Origin of the sequence: Candidatus Amarolinea dominans (assembly GCA_016719785.1) — a bacterium.
Lineage (GTDB): Bacteria > Chloroflexota > Anaerolineae > SSC4 > Amarolineaceae > Amarolinea > Amarolinea dominans.
Genome location: JADJYJ010000035.1, coordinates 221032 through 236795 on the forward strand (window position 1 = coordinate 221032; position 15764 = coordinate 236795).

The window sequence follows — 15764 nt, forward strand, 5'->3', positions numbered from 1 at the left end:
TCTCCTCAGAAAATCAGTTTGTGTGTAAGCGCCCTTGCTTGCCGTGGGGTGTGTCTATTTCGCTACCTGATTATGTCGAATCGGCCAGGGTGAATCTGGCCTGGGGAGTCCGCTACACCGGTCCGGCGGTTGTGCGTCTTTGCGCAACCGGCGAACGCCTTTCTGTTATAGTATGCAGGCAGGCATGTCGCAATGATACAAGTCATGTCTAAGGCAAATCGGGAGGGCTAGAATGAAATGCGCAGGGCAAAGGAAGAAGAAGAAAGGCAGAAGAGCCAATGACGATTTTACGCCTGCCGCTGCCCGGCGGCCAGACAACCATCATCAATCAACGGCCAGAATCAACCACCATCATGCTGGACGCGCAAACGATGTTTACGTTCGACGCGGCCGGCCGTTTGCATGGGGCCTTCGTGCAAGGAAGCACCTTTCGCCGCAGCCTGGCCAATGCGATCCTGGAAAAACGCCCGGGCCCGCCCGCGGGACTATCGTCGCGCCAGCGTCGCTTTCTGACCCCTGCTGAGGTGCAGGCGCTGGAGCAGCGCGCGTATGACACCGCCGCGGAAGTGCTGGCGCATATCCAGGATCAGGGCGATGCTTCTGCAGGCCAGGCGCCGGCTGCAATCCTGGCCGCCCTGGCACGCGTCGCCTCCTGCAATTATGACAAGTTAGAAGATGAACGCGAGGTCTACGAACGTCTCTACAAGCCGGTGACGATCCTGCCGCCCGACCAATACCTGGCGCTCTATCTGCAAGCCACCGAGGGCTGCGCCTACGATGCGTGCAGCTTCTGCGGCTTCTACCGTGATCGGCGCTTCCACGTCAAGACGCTGGCGGAGTTCCGGGCGCACATGGACGCCGTACGCGCCTTCTTCGGCGAGGCCCTGACCCTGCGACGCTCCATTTTCTTGGGCGATGCCAATGCGCTGATGATTCCGCAGGCCGCTTTGTTGCCCCTGCTGGATGCGGTTAACACGGAATTCGTGATCGCGCCGCCGGGCTTGACAGGATCGGCCTTACGCGCCTGGAAAGAGGCCCATCCGCAGCATTTGCAGGGCATCTATTCCTTTGTAGATGCCTTTTCGACCCGGCGTAAGACCGTGGAGGACTGGCGCGCCCTGGCCGCGCGCGGTCTGCGGCGCGCCTATATCGGGCTGGAGACAGGCGATCCTACGCTGCTGCGCTTCCTGGGCAAGCCCAACACGCCTGCCGAAGCGCAAACCCTGATTGCCCACTTGAAAGAGGCCGGCGTGGCGGTAGGCATCATCGTGTTGGTCGGCGCCGGCGGCCAGACCTACCAAGAGGCGCACATCACCGCGACCACCCGGCTGATCAACGCGTTGCCGCTCGACGCGCACGATCTCATCTACTTTTCAGAGTTGATGGACTATCCGACTGCAACCTACGAGGCGCAAGCGACCACGGCCGGCCTGCGCCTGTTGGCGGCCAGCGAGATTGAGGAACAAAGTCGGCGTCTGCGCGCGGGCTTGCGCTTCTGGCGCCAGCCCGGCGCGCCCAAAGTGTCCCTGTACGACATCCGCGAGTTCATCTACTAACCTGAAAATAGGCCTGTAGCGCAATCCGCCGGATTGCAGCGCCCCGCGCCACGGAGGCAAGCCAGCGGCTTGCGCTACATTTTCATCCACGGTTGTGCGCCCCGCGCATGAGCGACTGACTTGAAAACAGCCCTGTAACGCAATCCGCCGGATTGCGGCGCCACGGAGGCAAGCCAGCGGCTTGCGCTACATTTTCATCCACGGTTGTGCGCCCCGCGCATGGGCGACTGACTTGAAAACAGCCCTGTAACGCAATCCGCCGGATTGCAGCGCCCCGCGCCACGGAGGCAAGCCAGCGGCTTGCGCTACATTTTCATCCACGGTTGTGCGCCCCGCGCATGGACGACTGACTTGAAAACAGCCCTGTAACGCAATCCGCCGGATTGCAGCGCCCCGCGCCACGGAGGCAAGCCAGCGGCTTGCGCTACATTTCATCCACGGTTGCGCCCGCGCATGGACGACTGACTTGAAAACAGCCCTGTAACGCAATCCGCCGGATTGCAGCGCCCGCGCCAGGAGGCAAGCCAGCGGCTTGCGCTACATTTCATCCACGGTTTGCGCCCCGCGCATGGACGACTGACTGAAAACAGCCCTGTAACGCAATCCGCCGGATTGCAGCGCCCCGCGCCACGGAGGCAAGCCAGCGGCTTGCGCTACATTTCATCCACGGTTGTGCGCCCGCGCATGGGCGACTGACTTGAAAACAGCCCTGTAACGCAATCCGCCGGATTGCAGCGCCCCGCGCCACGGAGGCAAGCCAGCGGCTTGCGCTACATTTTCATCCACGGTTGTGCGCCCCGCGCATGGACGACTGACTTGAAAACAGCCCTGTAACGCAATCCGCCGGATTGCAGCGCCCCGCGCCACGGAGGCAAGCCAGCGGCTTGCGCTACATTTTCATCCACGGTTGTGCCCCCGGGGCATGGGCGACTGACTTGAAAACAGCCCTGTAACGCAATCCGCCGGATTGCAGCGCCCCGCGCCACGGAGGCAAGCCAGCGGCTTGCGCTACATTTTCATCCACGGTTGTGCCCCCCCGCGCATGGGCGACTGACTTGAAAACAGCCCTGTAACGCAATCCGCCGGATTGCAGCGCCCCGCGCCACGGAGGCAAGCCAGCGGCTTGCGCTACATTTTCATCCACGGTTGTGCCCCCGCGCATGGGCGACTGACTTGAAAACAGCCCTGTAACGCAATCCGCCGGATTGCAGCGCCCTGCGCCACGGAGGCAAGCCAGCGGCTTGCGCTACATTTTCATCCACGGTTGTGCGCCCGCGCATGGGCGACTGACTTGAAAACAGCCCTGTAACGCAATCCGCCGGATTGCAGCGCCCCGCGCCACGGAGGCAAGCCAGCGGCTTGCGCTACATTTTCATCCACGGTTGTGCGCCCCGCGCATGGGCGACTGACTTGAAAACAGCCCTGTAGCGCAATCCGCCGGATTGCAGCGCCCCGCGCCACGGAGGCAAGCCAGCGGCTTGCGCTACATTTTCATCCACGGTTGTGCGCCCCGCGCATGGGCGACTGACTTGAAAACAGCCCTGTAACGCAATCCGCCGGATTGCAGCGCCCCGCGCCACGGAGGCAAGCCAGCGGCTTGCGCGCCATTTTCATCCACGGTTGTGCGCCCCGCGCATGGGCGACTGACTTGAAAACAGCCCTGTAACGCAATCCGCCGGATTGCAGCGCCCCGCGCCACGGAGGCAAGCCAGCGGCTTGCGCTACATTTTCATCCACGGTTGTGCCCCCCGCGCATGGGCGACTGACTTGAAAACAGCCCTGTAACGCAATCCGCCGGATTGCAGCGCCCCGCGCCACGGAGGCAAGCCAGCGGCTTGCGCGCCATTTTCATCCACGGTTGTGCCCCCGGGGCATGGGCAACTGATGGATTACTGTCCCAGGAAGGGAAGATACGACGAGTGGCACGCTTCACTTCCCGTGGAAACCACGTTGGAATAGGTCATGTCATGACCCTGCCGATCCACGGGCAAGACCCGAAAGAAGCAAAAGTCGTCAAGCAACTCAGTGATATCGGTGCTCGTCTCGAAACTGGTCTTGATCTGCGTGCCCACCAGAGAAATGACGACCCGCGGCGTCACGCCGCCGTAGATGCGGTAGAGGGCCACTTCGGTGGCGCCGTTCCAACTGGCGTGCAAGTGCGTCCGGCCATCCGCGACGGTGGCAACCAGGGTTGGGGGCCACGCGGGATGGCCTGTCCAGGGAAAGCGGTAAGACCGGTAGCTCTGATGCCCCGGGCCCATGGTCAGTTCGAAGGCCTTCACCCCATCCGCTGTCACTTCGGTCAACGTCGGCAGCCCGCTGCCCCAGCCGATCACAGTATTGCCGTTGGGCCGGCGCTGAGCATTACCCATGCTGTCGCCGTAGGTGTCTGGCGCGTTGCGATATTCCCAGACCAACGTGGCCGTCAGGTGTTCTTCATCCAACACATACTCCAGGGCGCGGGAGTATTCGGGATTCAGGTGGTTGCCATTATCGTACAGGGTGTAGTGCCCATTGGGCTGCACGCGAATGTCGTGTTGATGGGAAAAGCCGCGGCTGTCGTTGATGAAGGTGAACTGGTTGCGCTTACCGCCCCAGCGCCACATGACGGCGCCGGTCTGGCGATTGATCTTGGTCACCTCGTCCACATGGCGGCCGGAAATCAAGATGTTGCCGTCCAGGTCGCTGGTCACGGTGTTGCCGTGAACGTAATCAATCACCGGGGTCGTCAGGCTGACGTTGGTGTCGGTGATGGCGAAGTGGTCCCAACTGCGCCATTCGAACAGGATGTTGCGGCTCGGGTCCAGCTCCTGCACGACCAGGCCATAGACCGTGGCGGTAGGAAAGCCGCCGGGCACAATCTGACTCATGTCAATTTGCTGCGGATCGTAAACAAGGTAGCGCTGGTTGCCGTTTGGCATCAGCTCGAAGTCATGCTGGTCGGTCCAGCGGAGCTTGGCATAATAGTAGCCGACGGTGGCGTAGGTGGAATCCAGGATGCGGAAGCGCCCCACGCTGCGGTCGTAGAAGGTCAACTGGCCGTTGGGCCACTTCCTGAAGTCGGTTCCGGCCTGGTTGGGCGGTAGTTTCCGGTAATAGACAGGCTCGCCCTGGTTGTCTACCATCATCACATAGGGCGCGGCCGTTGGCAAACCGGGGCCGGTGAAATCGGTGATAAAGACAAAACCGTCAGCCGCGGCCTCGGAGGCCGGCACGGTCACCGTGATGGCCGGAAAATCGGCCGGCACGGTCACATAGCGGGGCGTCGCGTCCGGGTTCTGTTCGACGGCTGACCGCGGCGCGGGCGCGGCGATCAGGTCAGGGTCTGCGGCGATGGCGGTTTCATCTGGCGGCCTGTGTGCGGCCAGCGGCGGCATGGCGGAGATGGTGAATTGGAACGAAACACCCTGGATGGCGCGGCCGGCCTGCGTCTGCAAGCCAGGATGCACCGTCACCGCCACCGTTTCACCGGGCGTAAAGGGCTGCGCAGGCTCGAAAATGACGGTCTGGCGATCGTCGGCCAGAATCGTGCGCCCAGGGTGCGCGCCGCTCTGCGCGCCAGTCACCTGGAACAGCCCGGCGCGTAACAGGCTGGCGCGCTCGATCTCCTCTCCCTGCCGAATGGCGATGGCCGCGTTGGCCGAGACAAACTGAGCTGCAGGCTGAGGCGAGATGTAAACCAGGGTCAATGGCTCCTGACCAGGAGAGGCCAGGGCCGAGAACAGCGTCAGGCCGGCGGTCAAGCCGAGGGCCAGCGCCAGCAACAGTTTCAGATTCGGGTTCATAATGTTCCTCTTGTTGAAAGAATCGGTGACTGCTCACCCTGCAAGTTGATTTGGACAGGATGAACAGGATGAACAGGATTCTTGCTCTGGGGTGTGCAAAACTACCGCCACGAGAGTTCGAATATCCTGTCAGTCCGTAACTGCTCACCCTGCAAGTTGATTTGGACAGGATGAACAGGATGTACAGGATTCTTGCTCTGTGGTGTGCAAAACTACCGCCACGAGAGTTCGAATATCCTGTCAATCCTGTGAATCCTGTCTGAATTTCCTATCTGAATTCCAGGCAGACCCAGCAGTTACAAAAATCGAGCGCGGGTGTTACCACTCCTGCCACAGGAGGCGCACCTGGGCGCCGGCGTGGACGCGGGCGGCAGATCGGCGGTCGTCGCCGTCGCGGCAGGCGGGGTCACAGACGCAGGAGCGGGCGAGCCGGCGGCCGGCGTCTGCGTCACGCAGCCGGCGAGCAGCCCTATCAGCACGAGGGCGATACCGCAGGCGTTACGCACCTTCGCTAACAGCTTGCTGGAATACACAGAAGCGCACCATCCCTTGGTTTGGTTCATGTACCAGTCAACGTTTTCTCGATACGGCGGTCGGGCACGAGCCACATGATGGCCACCAGGACGAATAGCCCGAAAGCCAACCAGGAGCTGGCAAGCGCCAGCGGAATGGCCGCGGCATAGGCGACCACCGACACCTTACCCTTGACGTCTCGACCGAGCGCGGTTGCCAGCACGGAATCCGTGCCATGCGCGGCGATGAGAGCGCGGGCCAGGATGTAATAGGCGATGGAAGCAAATAGGAGGACCACACCATACAAAGCCACGGGCCAGGGGGCAAACTGGTTTTCGCCCATCCACGCGGTGACGAAGGGAATCAGCGACAGCCAGAACAGCAGGTGCAAGTTCGCCCACAGAACCGCCCCGTCCACATGCCTGATCGCCTGCAGCAGATGATGATGGTTGTTCCAGTAGATACCGACAAAAACAAAACTGAGGACATAGCTCAGAACCACGGGAATGAGTGGAATCAGCGCATTCGGCGTCGCGTCGTGCGGCACCTTCAATTCCAACACCATGATCGTGATGATAATGGCAAGCACCCCATCGCTGAAGGCTTCCATCCGGCCCTTCGTCATCTTGATTCTCCTTGTCAATCGTATATTGTGGCTACAGGTAACTGCCCAGCCAGGCAGTGAGAATGGTCTCGATAGCGCCCGGAGTGCCCCCCTGCCCCCAATCCTGGGGGAGCCGAATGCTTTTCCCCCCAGGATTGGGGGGCAGGGGGGCCGCCTGAGCAGTTACGATAAGATACTAATCCGCCGCGGGCGCACTGTCATCCGCAGCCAGCCACGCGCGCACGGTGGCGGCGTGAGGGGATTCGATGGCTTCGAAGATGGCGAGGGCCTGTCGCCAGCAGTCGTGCGCCTGGTTCAGGTTGCCAAGCCGCTTGTAGGCAATTCCCAGGTTCGCCAGATCATTCCCCTCGCCGCGGCGGTCGCCGATCTCCCGGCTGATCGCCAGGGCTTGCGTGGCGAACTCGATCCCCCGCCGCGTCTCGCCCAAAGCCCAATAGGCCCCGCCCAGGTTGCCGAGATGATTCCCCTCGCCGCGGCGGTCGCCGATCTCCCGGCTGATCGCCAGCGCCCCCTCGTAGAACCCGATCGCCCGCCGCACCTCGCCCAAAACCCAATAGGCATTGCCCAGGTTACCGAGCCTGTTCCCCTCGCCGCGGCGATCATATCCAGGAAGGGCGCCTGTCCGACCGGGCCATCGCCCTGGTGGTCAAGCGTTGTGCCCAGGCGGCCGGACTCGACCCCGACCAGTACAGCGAGCACAGCCTCCGCGCCGGCTTCGCCACCACCGCCGGCGAGAAGGGTGTCGAGGAACGCGACATCCAGCGCCAGACCGGCCACAAATCCGTGCAGGTCCTACGCGGCTACATTCGACACGGCTCACTCTTCAAGCGCAACGCCGCGGCCCAGGTCGGCCTGTGATGCCGCCTGCGCGCCTGACTGTCACCTTAGCGACCAGGTCTTACCTCGTGTCATCTCGCGCCCCATGTTCAGCCGTGTTTGGGGTATTACCATCTACCCGCAGATCGCGCAGCAGCCGCTGCAGACCGTGCTGATACGAGGTCGGCTCGTTCCAGTGCGTGAAATCGCCGATGTGGCGAATGCGTCGAATGTCGCCGGCCCAGGCTTGGTCGGTCTGCATGACGTCATCATCAAGGCGGATCGGAAAGAGAACCGTCTCTTTCTGCTGGCGCTCGCGTTCAAAGGCGCGCTCGACTTCCCCTTCCACCCAGTCGCTGGCGATCGAATGGCGAGACAGAATGATCAGGAGCTTGTCAAGACGCCCGATGGCGGTATAGATGGTTTTGCGGATGCGGTCGCCTATGGCCATATCTTCCGGAGCGTACCAGCAGGTGACGCCGGCGGCCACTAGGTCGCTGTACAGTTGATCGGCGAAATGCTGGTCTTGGCTGGAATAGCTGATAAAGCAGGAATGATACTCGCCGGTGGGTGCTGGGCTGGGGACAGGCGCCGGGCGCTGACTGGCGGGTGACGTGGACACCGGCGCTGCAGACGCGGGCGGCGTCGCTGAGGGCGCCGCCGATGGCGGTGGCTGTTGGAGTAGATCAAAGAGCTGCTGCACCTGGCCTTGCAAGGTCACCAGTCGGTTGACCACAACCTGGTTGGCGAGTGGACTGTCCGGCCGGCTGGCTTCGGCGATCAGAGCGGCACTGAGACCTTGCTGGAAGGCAAGCAAGCCCCACCCGAAGTCGAAACGGATATTGACCAGGTCGGCAGGCCCGCCGGCATCGTTCCAGCGCGCGGCCAGGGCCGGGACATCGAGAGGCGCGCCGGCCAGGCCCAGGTCGAGCAGTGCCTGCGCAACGGTGGGCTGGCCCAGGAAGCGGCCGATAACATTGCCGACCACCGCCAGCTCGGCCTGACTGAGGCCCGAACCTGCGGTGCGCAGCATGGCCTTGAAGCCGGCCTGGTACGCGCTTCAGCGCTCGTTGCTGCGGATCGCCCAGGACCCGCCTGCCCAGCGCCATGAGCAGCGTCTGGGTGAAGCCGGCAGCCAGGTTGACAAGGAAGTCTTCGATGATCGGCATAGCGGTCAACCCTGCGCGGCCTTCAGGTCGCGCATGAGACGGTCAAAGGTGGCGGCATAGGTGTCATGCTCCTTCCACCGCGTGAAATCCCCGATGTGCCGCGTGCGCCGGATATCCGCCGCCCAGGCCTGATCGGCATCCATGATCGCATCATCGAGGCGGATGGGAAAGAGGATGCTTTGCCCCGCATGGCGGCGTTCCTTCTCGAACGCGGCTTCGACCTCACTGGCGACCCAGTCGCTCTTGACTGAGTGCTCCGAAAGGATCAGCAGCAGTTTATCATGGACCCGGATCGCCTCATCAATGCGCTGGCGGAAAGGATCACCGATCTTCATGTCCTCCGGCGCAAACCAACAGCGGACGCCCTTGGCCTGCAAATCGGCGTGCAGCCGCTCCGCAAACGTCTGATCCTTGCTGGAATAGCTGATGAAACAGGAGTGGTACTGATTCGCTTGTCCGCCCTGTGACTTTAGAAAGTCAATAAACTTATCCGGCACGCCACAGCCGCGCAGGAAAACCTCCGGGATTCGTCCCCTGGAGCGATATACGGTATCAATCCCGATTGTCGAAGGCCCCTGATGCACCACTGACTCCAGCCCCTTTACTTCGCTCAGATCCACATCACCGAACGCTGTCCCAGAGATGATGGCCCCGCTGAAGTCCGCCCTGCCGAGGTACGCCCAGTCAAGGTTCGCTCCGCCCAGGTTCGCCCCCGAGAGGTCCGCGCCATCGAGGTCTGCCACATCGAGGTAGGACCCGCGAAGGTCTGCCCGGACGAGATCTGCCTGGCTGATGCGTCTCCCGCTGAGATGCACACCAACCAGGTTTGCCTCCCTAAGGTTCGCTCCGACAAGGAGCCCCCCACCGAGCTCCGAATCGCTGAGCTCAGGCCGGACGTTGGGGTGCTCTTCTCTCCACCGGTTCCACCGCTCAACACCCTCTCGCAAAACGCGAAGTTGTTCCCAATTTGCCACGAGCACCCCCTTTGTCAGGCGTCAGGAGGCAGGTGTCAGGTATGGCTGTCTTCTAGCCCCTGACCCCTATCTCCTGACGCCTGCCCCCTCTATGCCTCCGCAATCGCCTTAAACGCCGCCTGCGACGGGTCCGAGTAAAAGTCCACCCGCAGCTTATCGAGCAGCTCACCGGGGATCGTCCCGAAGTCGGCGGCGTTGACCGTCGGGATCAGCACCTGCCGCGCGCCGGCATCCATGGCCACGCGCAGGCGGTCGGCGAGCTGCTCAACCCGGGACAGCACACCGTGGATCGACATCTGCCCGAGCACGACCAGGCTGCCGGCGATCGGACGGCTGACCACTGACGAGAGGATAGCGATGTAGAACGCGACGCCCAGATCCTCGGTTTCTTTGCCCTGCATGGGACTCATGACCTGGACATTGAAATCATAGCCGCTCAGATCCTGATTGAGGCCAATGCGCTTGCTGTTGGCGCGCAGGTAATCGAACGCCATGCGGGCTGATTCCCGAATGGACTTTGAGGTGACACCCACCAACTGGAACCGACCGGTGCCGGATAGAGCCGCGACCTGGATGCGGAACAGCGCCATGCGGCCGCCGGTCGGATCGTAGCCGATGCTAAAGATGTCGCCAGGCTGCAGCGGCCCCTCCGGGATCAGCCGGGTGGCGCCCAATTCGCTGCACTCGGCAAGGAACTCCTCGCCAGTTTCTTTGTCCAGGTAAGAGAGGTTGACCCGTGAGAACTCAATGGGGTTGATGCGCTTGAGTTGTTCCTTGACCCGGCGGCGCATCTCCAGAGCGAACGCGATGTACTCGGCCATCTCATCGCGAGTGCAGCGGCCGTCGGGGTGGATCAGCTTGAGCAGAGCCGACACCGTACGCACCGCAGATCTACGGTCCCGCTGGCCGACATGGCTGCCGAAGGCGAAGAAGGTATCGTACGCGTCCGTGAAATTGAGCGGCCGCAACTCATTGTGAAAGATCTCAGCCAGGTAGTCGGCGACGAAACCCAGGTGGGCCGTAAGGTGCTCAGGCTTCAACTTCGGCATCTCCCAGCCCGGCAGATAGGCGTGCCAGCGATCGTGGAAAGCTGTGTCATTGCGGATTTGTTCAGGCAATGCGGTGAAGAGGTGGGTGGTGCGAGCAATGGACTGCACGTCGCCGTCAATGTTGCCGTTGAAAACGACGCCGGCCTCAGCCGAGATGGTGCCCTTGTCGTCCCCGCGCGAAAAGGAAGCCTGCTCCATGTAGCCCTTGTACATTTGCCGGTCGGATTCGGCGCGGAAGTGCGAGCCGGCGACCTCGTCGAAGGCCACGACGTCGTAGCGGATGACCAGGCCTGGCTTGTCCTTGCGGTTCTTCCAGCCAAACAGGTCGGCCACTGAGCCCTGGCCGCCGGAGAGCAGGATGACGTAGGGCGAAATCTCGCGGAAGACAAACGACTTACCGGTCTCGCGCGGCCCCAGTTCGATCAGGTTGAAGTTCTTCTCAACCATCGGGACCAGGCGCAGCAGGAAGAGCAGCTTGCGTCGCCATGTGAAGTCGGGGTGGGTTGGCTCGTAACCCATCGAGCGCAGCAGAACGTCCACCCACTCCTCGCGGGTGAAGCGGCCACGCGCCTCGCGCCATTCGTCCAGCCTGGCGCTGGTGACCTGGATAGGTTGCATACGCTGCAGGACGAAGGGCCGGGTGACGCCGCCATGCACAATCGTCTCGTCATAGGTCAGCTCGACGTTGGCCCAGATGCCGCCGGTGAGCATCCGCTCATACTTATCCACGAGCGCCTCGTCAATATGGACCCGATCCAGCCCGGCCGTACCCAGCCTGGCCCAATACTTGCCGCCTTGATCCTTCTCATCGAAAGTGACGGTGACCACGTCAATCAGCTTCATCGCGCCGGAGCGCTTGAGGCGCGACTTGATCAGTTCGCCCTGGTCGGCGCGCACGACGCGCTCGGCGATGGCTTCTTTGACCAACTCCAGGCCGCGCGCGATCTCATCGTCGTCAGTCGTGGAGCAATACTTGCCCAGCAGGTATTCCAGGACGTATACCGGGATGCTAAAACCGACCTTGAGCTTCTGCACCAGGTCTTTGCGTACCACACGACCCGGGAAGGCTTCCATTAGCTTGACGTCAAGCGCGTCGATTGCGCCGTTGCTAGACTCACCACTCATCTATGTCCACCTTTAGCGTGATGTCTTCCCGCGCCAGGATCTCTTCGTCGTCGGCATCGAACACCAATACAGTCAACGGGCTGCCGCGGGGCAGGCTGGGCGGCGACTCGACCCTTTCCAACTGGACAGCCACGGCCTCGCCGCCGGGATCCACGGTCACTGGCTCGCGATGTTTGAAGACGAGCTTACCCGTGCCTGGATCTTGAACCTTGACCCGCACAAGCCGCGCCAGTTGCCGATCGTCCGGCCCGAAAAGGGTCGTCGTGCCGATGCCCGCCTGGACCGCGACAGCCGGAGATAGGTTGGCGATCTGGCCGACCGGCTTCAACACGACGCTGACCTTGGTCGCCTTGGCCGGCCATTGGGCCACAAGGACGGGAATGATCAGTTCCTGGAGCAGCGCGCCGCCGTGGAAATAGCCGAGCCCGCCATAGGTCCTGAACGCGTTGACGCTGCGCGGGATGAGCGCCACAAGGTCAGACTGCGGCACCGGCAGTCGTACAGCCGTCGCATGCGTCAGGTCCCGGCCGACCAGTGCACGCCGAGAGGACCACAACAACTCGCCGCCCGGTTTGGTCTCCTCGATCTCATCGCGTTCCGGTTGCCAGTGGAAAAAGCCGTGGTCGGTGACGACGACGACCCGGCTGAAACCCGCCTCGCGCAGGCGGCGGATGGCCCTGGCATAGCGCTCCAGGTGCTCGCCCGCCCCCGTGAGCTGGAGCTGCCCTTCGTGGCCGGCCGTATCAAACTCATCACTGTGCACAACGATGAGTTTGGGGAGCTTGCCAAGTTGCTTGAGCCGGTCGCCGTCCAGCACATCGGCGATGCTCAGGAATTCCTTGACATTCCACTTAGCCGTCAGCCAACGACGACGCCCCTCGGCCAACGCCAGGTCGCCCTCGAAACTGGTGGCGGACACCTGAAAGGCCTTGTGGTCGGGTGAAAGGCGCACTCGCAGGGCATCCCGAAGCGCCGGCAGGGCAAACGGCATGCCCAGGCTGGTGATGCTCGGAATGGGAGCCAGCGCCGCGGTCACCTCCGCGCGGCGGGTCGGCTCGCCGGTGTTGAGCAGCTCAGCCAATCGTTGACCCAAGTCGAAGCGGCAAGCATCCAGGAAGATCAGCGCCGTGGGCGGTGTTGCGCCGCCTTTGCCGCCAGCTTGCAGGATCGCCAGCACAGCTTCGCCTGCGGTCGGCAGGGATTGCCAGAGAGAGCCGGCAACGCCTGCGCTGTCCTTATGCGCCAGGAGTTCGGAGAACGCAGCGCCGATGCGATCGGTGGCGCGCAGGTAGCCGCGGCGCAGTCGCGCGCGAATACGATGAAGCTGCGCCGGCAGGTCCGGTTGCTCCTCGAACAACGTCTCGCCCGCCAGGTCGAGTTGCCAGCCGCGCGCCGTGTACCAGCGGATGGCGTTCGGCAGCGTCTTCCATGTGGTCTCAACATGGACATTTTCAACCACGAGGCTGGCAGCGTCAGCCAACTGGGCCAGATGGGTCCAACCGATGCGTTGCGCGGCCAGACGTCCCCAGAACCCTGCCGAGCGATCGCGAAAGGCCTGCGCCCGGTTCGCCAATTCCTGGGCCAGCGTGTCTACTTCCTCAATCCGATCCAGTGTTTCGGCGACCTGTTTGAAGAGAGTTTCTTCCACCGCGCGCGAGCTGTACGAGCGTGGCATGGCGGCCAGGTGACGCGCCCAGTAGCCCAGGCTGGTCGTCGCATCGGCCTTGAGCGTCAGGCGTTCGAAGGCGGGAATGCCGTGGATGTTCGCTTGCCAATCCCGCAGCAGTCCGAGCGCGCGATCTCGCGATAGCCCAGGCGGAATGATCCGATCCCCTTCCAAAGGCGGATCCAGCGGATTGGCCTCAGCGGCCTCGGTGCACAGGAGCCGCGCGGTTGCCGCCGCGCGCCAGGCATCCTCGCTCATGCCGGCCGGATCGGGCAGGCCGAAGTCCTCAGTGGCCCGGCGCGCAAAGATCGCAAAGCGATCCTCGTCACGCAGGTGCTGGAACTCGCCGGCCTCGCCCGTCAACACCTGGAGCATCCGCCGGTCATTGACCAGCGTGCCCTTGGCGTGGCCGGGGGTGAGTTCGCGCCAGGTCTCCTTCGGTTGATCGAGCCATTCCCGCGCGTGAGCGGGGAGTAGCGAGACCAGCTCGTCCTCCTGATCGCGTGCGATGGCAACGCCGTACTCCCGCAAGGCCTGAACCAGGCTCTTGGTCCACACCGCCTCGGCGGTCAATTCGAACACCTTGAACCAGGTGATCTCGTCACGGCCGCGCGGCAGCCAGACGACGCGCGGTGTGCGCGGCGTTTGGTGGAAGCGGTCACGGATGAGCAGCTCCGGCGCGTCCGGTTCGGCCCATAACTCGAAGTCGCCAGGTGCCGCTATGGCGCGGAGCAACTCCAGCCACTCGCGGTCGGGGTCGCACCAGAGAAGTAAGGGCGGCGTGGGTGCCTGACGTCTCAGGGTGGCTGTGATCTCGTGTGTCAGCCAAGTCCGCAGAGTTGCGCTCGCTTCAGTCATTTTTCTCCTCGAAACCCAAGAACTCAGTCACTCGGCTGCGAATGAGCGCGCGTCGCCTTTGAACGAATAGGGAAAAGGCATCCTGGGTGAGGCCGGAGTAGGCGTCCTTGTAGAGAATGGCAAGCTCGGGATCGGCCTTACCGAAGAATTCAGTGTTGCCGTCCGGCATGGTGTCACTCCTGGAGATGTTACGGGACTTGCCCAGCAGTCGGAGGTTGCCAACATCATCTACATCACGCTCGATATTGCGTAATTGAAGCTGGTTTCTGGGAAATATGTGATCATGCTCCAGGCTCCACCCGCGCTTCTGAGGAATCTCAAGAACTCCGCCGTCAACGATGTTGAGCACCAAATCGAGATCCCAGAGATACTCATCCCTGAACTGGTATGGCCCTTTTCGTTCTCGCTTGGCAATGATGCCGCCGATTTCGCCAATGGGGAAGCTGTCACGTGGTGCAGCGATCATCAAGTCATGGATCTGGTCAAGGATGTTGTCAGGCGCCCGCGCATACAGTCGGGCGAAGAAAGATACATAGAGGTACTGCCGCATCCTGTCGCTCTCATCGCCTTCGGCTGGGCCGTAGACTCGCTTGTTTTGCATCATGTAATCCACCAGCGGAATCAAGGCGGATTTGCTGCGCAGAAACCGGCTCGACTTGATGAGCGCCTTGGTGTCAAGCCATACACGGAGGGCAATCATCACCTTCTCCAATTGATCGAAGTCAGCCTCCAGTCGATCCAGGAAATCCGAGTCTGCCAGCTTCTTGTAATCGTACTTGGCTTTTTTCCCGAACACGATGAAGGCCGTCTTAATCACAAAGTCCGTGCTGAAATCGTGGCGGCCGCCGTCGTTGAGATCGTCAACCATGCGTAGGAAGCGCTCTTCCATGTCAGGGATTTTTAGCTTGACAGTTGAAAAAAGTAGGTCTGACTTGGAGAGCGCCGTGCCGCCGGAATTGACTCGCTCAAAGACCTCCAGAACATCGTTGTAATCCAGTCTGTCATCCACTTCTTGGAAGAGGACACTCTCATGGATGACAAAGCGACTGATGAAACGCGTGGCGATCCTGACCGCGATTCGCTGAGTCTCATCAGTCGCACCGGGGAGGCGGCGTTTCACGAACTCGTCTACATACTCTATACCCAGTTTCACCAGCTCGGCCAGATGGACATAGGCAGGATCAGCTTTGGCCTCGTTATCTAGGAGGAATTCGAAGAGATAGCGGAGGCCATCGTCACTTTCATCTGCCATGCGATCGATTCGCATGTAGATGCACCGGCCATCATATCGTCCGTAGAAGCTCATGTAAAGCGATTGAAGCCGTTGCTGCCCATCGAGCACCATGTAGGCGTGGGCTTCCGCGGGCGCAGGCAGCCGTGAGAGCGCGTGCTCGCCCGATGTGTACTCTTCAAGAAACGGCCTGCACCGGATGTCGTTGGGCGGTTTCCAGAGCATCACCGCGCCGATGGGATACCCGCACATGACCGAATCGAGAAGACGAAGAATCTGCTCCTGTTTCCAGACGAAGGGCCGCTGGATACTGGGGAGTTGATAACGACGCCGGCGGATGCTGCCCACCACGTCTATTACCCTCTGAGTGGGATTTAAGTCTCCCATGTTTGCTCCT

Annotated in this window: 11 protein-coding genes; 2 read left to right on the plus strand and 9 right to left on the minus strand. The window is 61.9% G+C overall.

Annotated elements, in window-relative coordinates; genetic code table 11:
- Window positions 1-278: 278 nt before the first annotated feature.
- A complete protein-coding gene (locus IPM84_27700) occupies window positions 279-1556 on the plus strand; it encodes a radical SAM protein (GenBank protein ID MBK9096474.1) in 1278 nt (425 codons plus the stop codon).
- 1889 nt (window positions 1557-3445) lie between these two features.
- On the opposite strand, the gene IPM84_27705 is transcribed toward IPM84_27700, so the two are convergent.
- The 4 genes from IPM84_27705 to IPM84_27720 form a co-directional block, all read right to left on the minus strand.
- Entirely contained in the window at window positions 3446-5341 is a 1896-nt protein-coding gene (locus tag IPM84_27705) for an aryl-sulfate sulfotransferase (protein ID MBK9096475.1), read from the minus strand.
- Window positions 5342-5637: 296 nt separating this feature from the next.
- Window positions 5638-5904 (minus strand): hypothetical protein, encoded by a 267-nt coding sequence (locus IPM84_27710; GenBank protein ID MBK9096476.1) that lies wholly within the window; start codon window positions 5902-5904, stop codon window positions 5638-5640.
- Window positions 5901-6479 carry a DUF1211 domain-containing protein gene (locus IPM84_27715; GenBank protein MBK9096477.1) on the minus strand — a complete coding sequence of 193 codons (579 nt, stop codon included), beginning with the start codon at window positions 6477-6479 and terminating at the stop codon, window positions 5901-5903. The genes IPM84_27710 and IPM84_27715 overlap by 4 nt, the downstream gene beginning before the upstream one ends.
- 175 nt (window positions 6480-6654) lie before the next feature.
- Window positions 6655-7017 (minus strand): tetratricopeptide repeat protein, encoded by a 363-nt coding sequence (locus IPM84_27720; GenBank protein ID MBK9096478.1) that lies wholly within the window; start codon window positions 7015-7017, stop codon window positions 6655-6657.
- 104 nt (window positions 7018-7121) lie between these two features.
- Here IPM84_27720 and IPM84_27725 point away from each other — a divergent pair, with 104 nt between their 5' ends.
- Entirely contained in the window at window positions 7122-7337 is a 216-nt protein-coding gene (locus IPM84_27725) for a tyrosine-type recombinase/integrase (GenBank protein MBK9096479.1), read from the plus strand.
- A gap of 40 nt (window positions 7338-7377) precedes the next feature.
- Here IPM84_27725 and IPM84_27730 read toward each other — a convergent pair whose 3' ends face one another.
- From IPM84_27730 to IPM84_27750, 5 genes are all read right to left on the minus strand, one after another.
- On the minus strand, window positions 7378-8328 hold the full coding sequence (locus IPM84_27730; protein ID MBK9096480.1) for a TIR domain-containing protein: 951 nt from the start codon (window positions 8326-8328) through the stop codon (window positions 7378-7380).
- A 141-nt stretch (window positions 8329-8469) separates the two neighbouring features.
- Window positions 8470-9438: a toll/interleukin-1 receptor domain-containing protein gene (locus IPM84_27735; protein ID MBK9096481.1), complete on the minus strand. Its 969-nt coding sequence runs from the start codon at window positions 9436-9438 to the stop codon at window positions 8470-8472.
- A gap of 89 nt (window positions 9439-9527) precedes the next feature.
- Complete coding sequence (gene brxL / locus IPM84_27740) at window positions 9528-11612, minus strand: protease Lon-related BREX system protein BrxL (GenBank protein MBK9096482.1); 2085 nt, start codon at window positions 11610-11612, stop codon at window positions 9528-9530.
- Complete coding sequence (locus IPM84_27745; GenBank protein ID MBK9096483.1) at window positions 11602-14136, minus strand: PglZ domain-containing protein; 2535 nt, start codon at window positions 14134-14136, stop codon at window positions 11602-11604. The genes brxL and IPM84_27745 overlap by 11 nt, the downstream gene beginning before the upstream one ends.
- Window positions 14129-15754, minus strand: coding sequence for a DUF262 domain-containing protein (locus IPM84_27750; protein MBK9096484.1), 1626 nt, complete (start codon window positions 15752-15754; stop codon window positions 14129-14131). Before IPM84_27750 ends, IPM84_27745 begins: the two co-directional genes overlap by 8 nt.
- Between the last annotated feature and the right edge of the window lie 10 nt (window positions 15755-15764).

Bases quoted from the DNA above. Each gene is read 5' to 3' on its own strand.
- IPM84_27745 (MBK9096483.1), bottom strand. From the start codon at position 14,136: ATGACTGAAGCGAGCGCAACTCTGCGGACTTGGCTGACACACGAGATC.
- IPM84_27715 (MBK9096477.1), bottom strand. From the start codon at position 6,479: ATGACGAAGGGCCGGATGGAAGCCTTCAGCGATGGGGTGCTTGCCATT.
- IPM84_27705 (MBK9096475.1), bottom strand. From the start codon at position 5,341: ATGAACCCGAATCTGAAACTGTTGCTGGCGCTGGCCCTCGGCTTGACC.
- IPM84_27730 (MBK9096480.1), bottom strand. From the start codon at position 8,328: ATGCTGCGCACCGCAGGTTCGGGCCTCAGTCAGGCCGAGCTGGCGGTG.
- IPM84_27750 (MBK9096484.1), bottom strand. From the start codon at position 15,754: ATGGGAGACTTAAATCCCACTCAGAGGGTAATAGACGTGGTGGGCAGC.
- IPM84_27700 (MBK9096474.1), top strand. From the start codon at position 279: ATGACGATTTTACGCCTGCCGCTGCCCGGCGGCCAGACAACCATCATC.
- IPM84_27710 (MBK9096476.1), bottom strand. From the start codon at position 5,904: ATGAACCAAACCAAGGGATGGTGCGCTTCTGTGTATTCCAGCAAGCTG.
- brxL (MBK9096482.1), bottom strand. From the start codon at position 11,612: ATGAGTGGTGAGTCTAGCAACGGCGCAATCGACGCGCTTGACGTCAAG.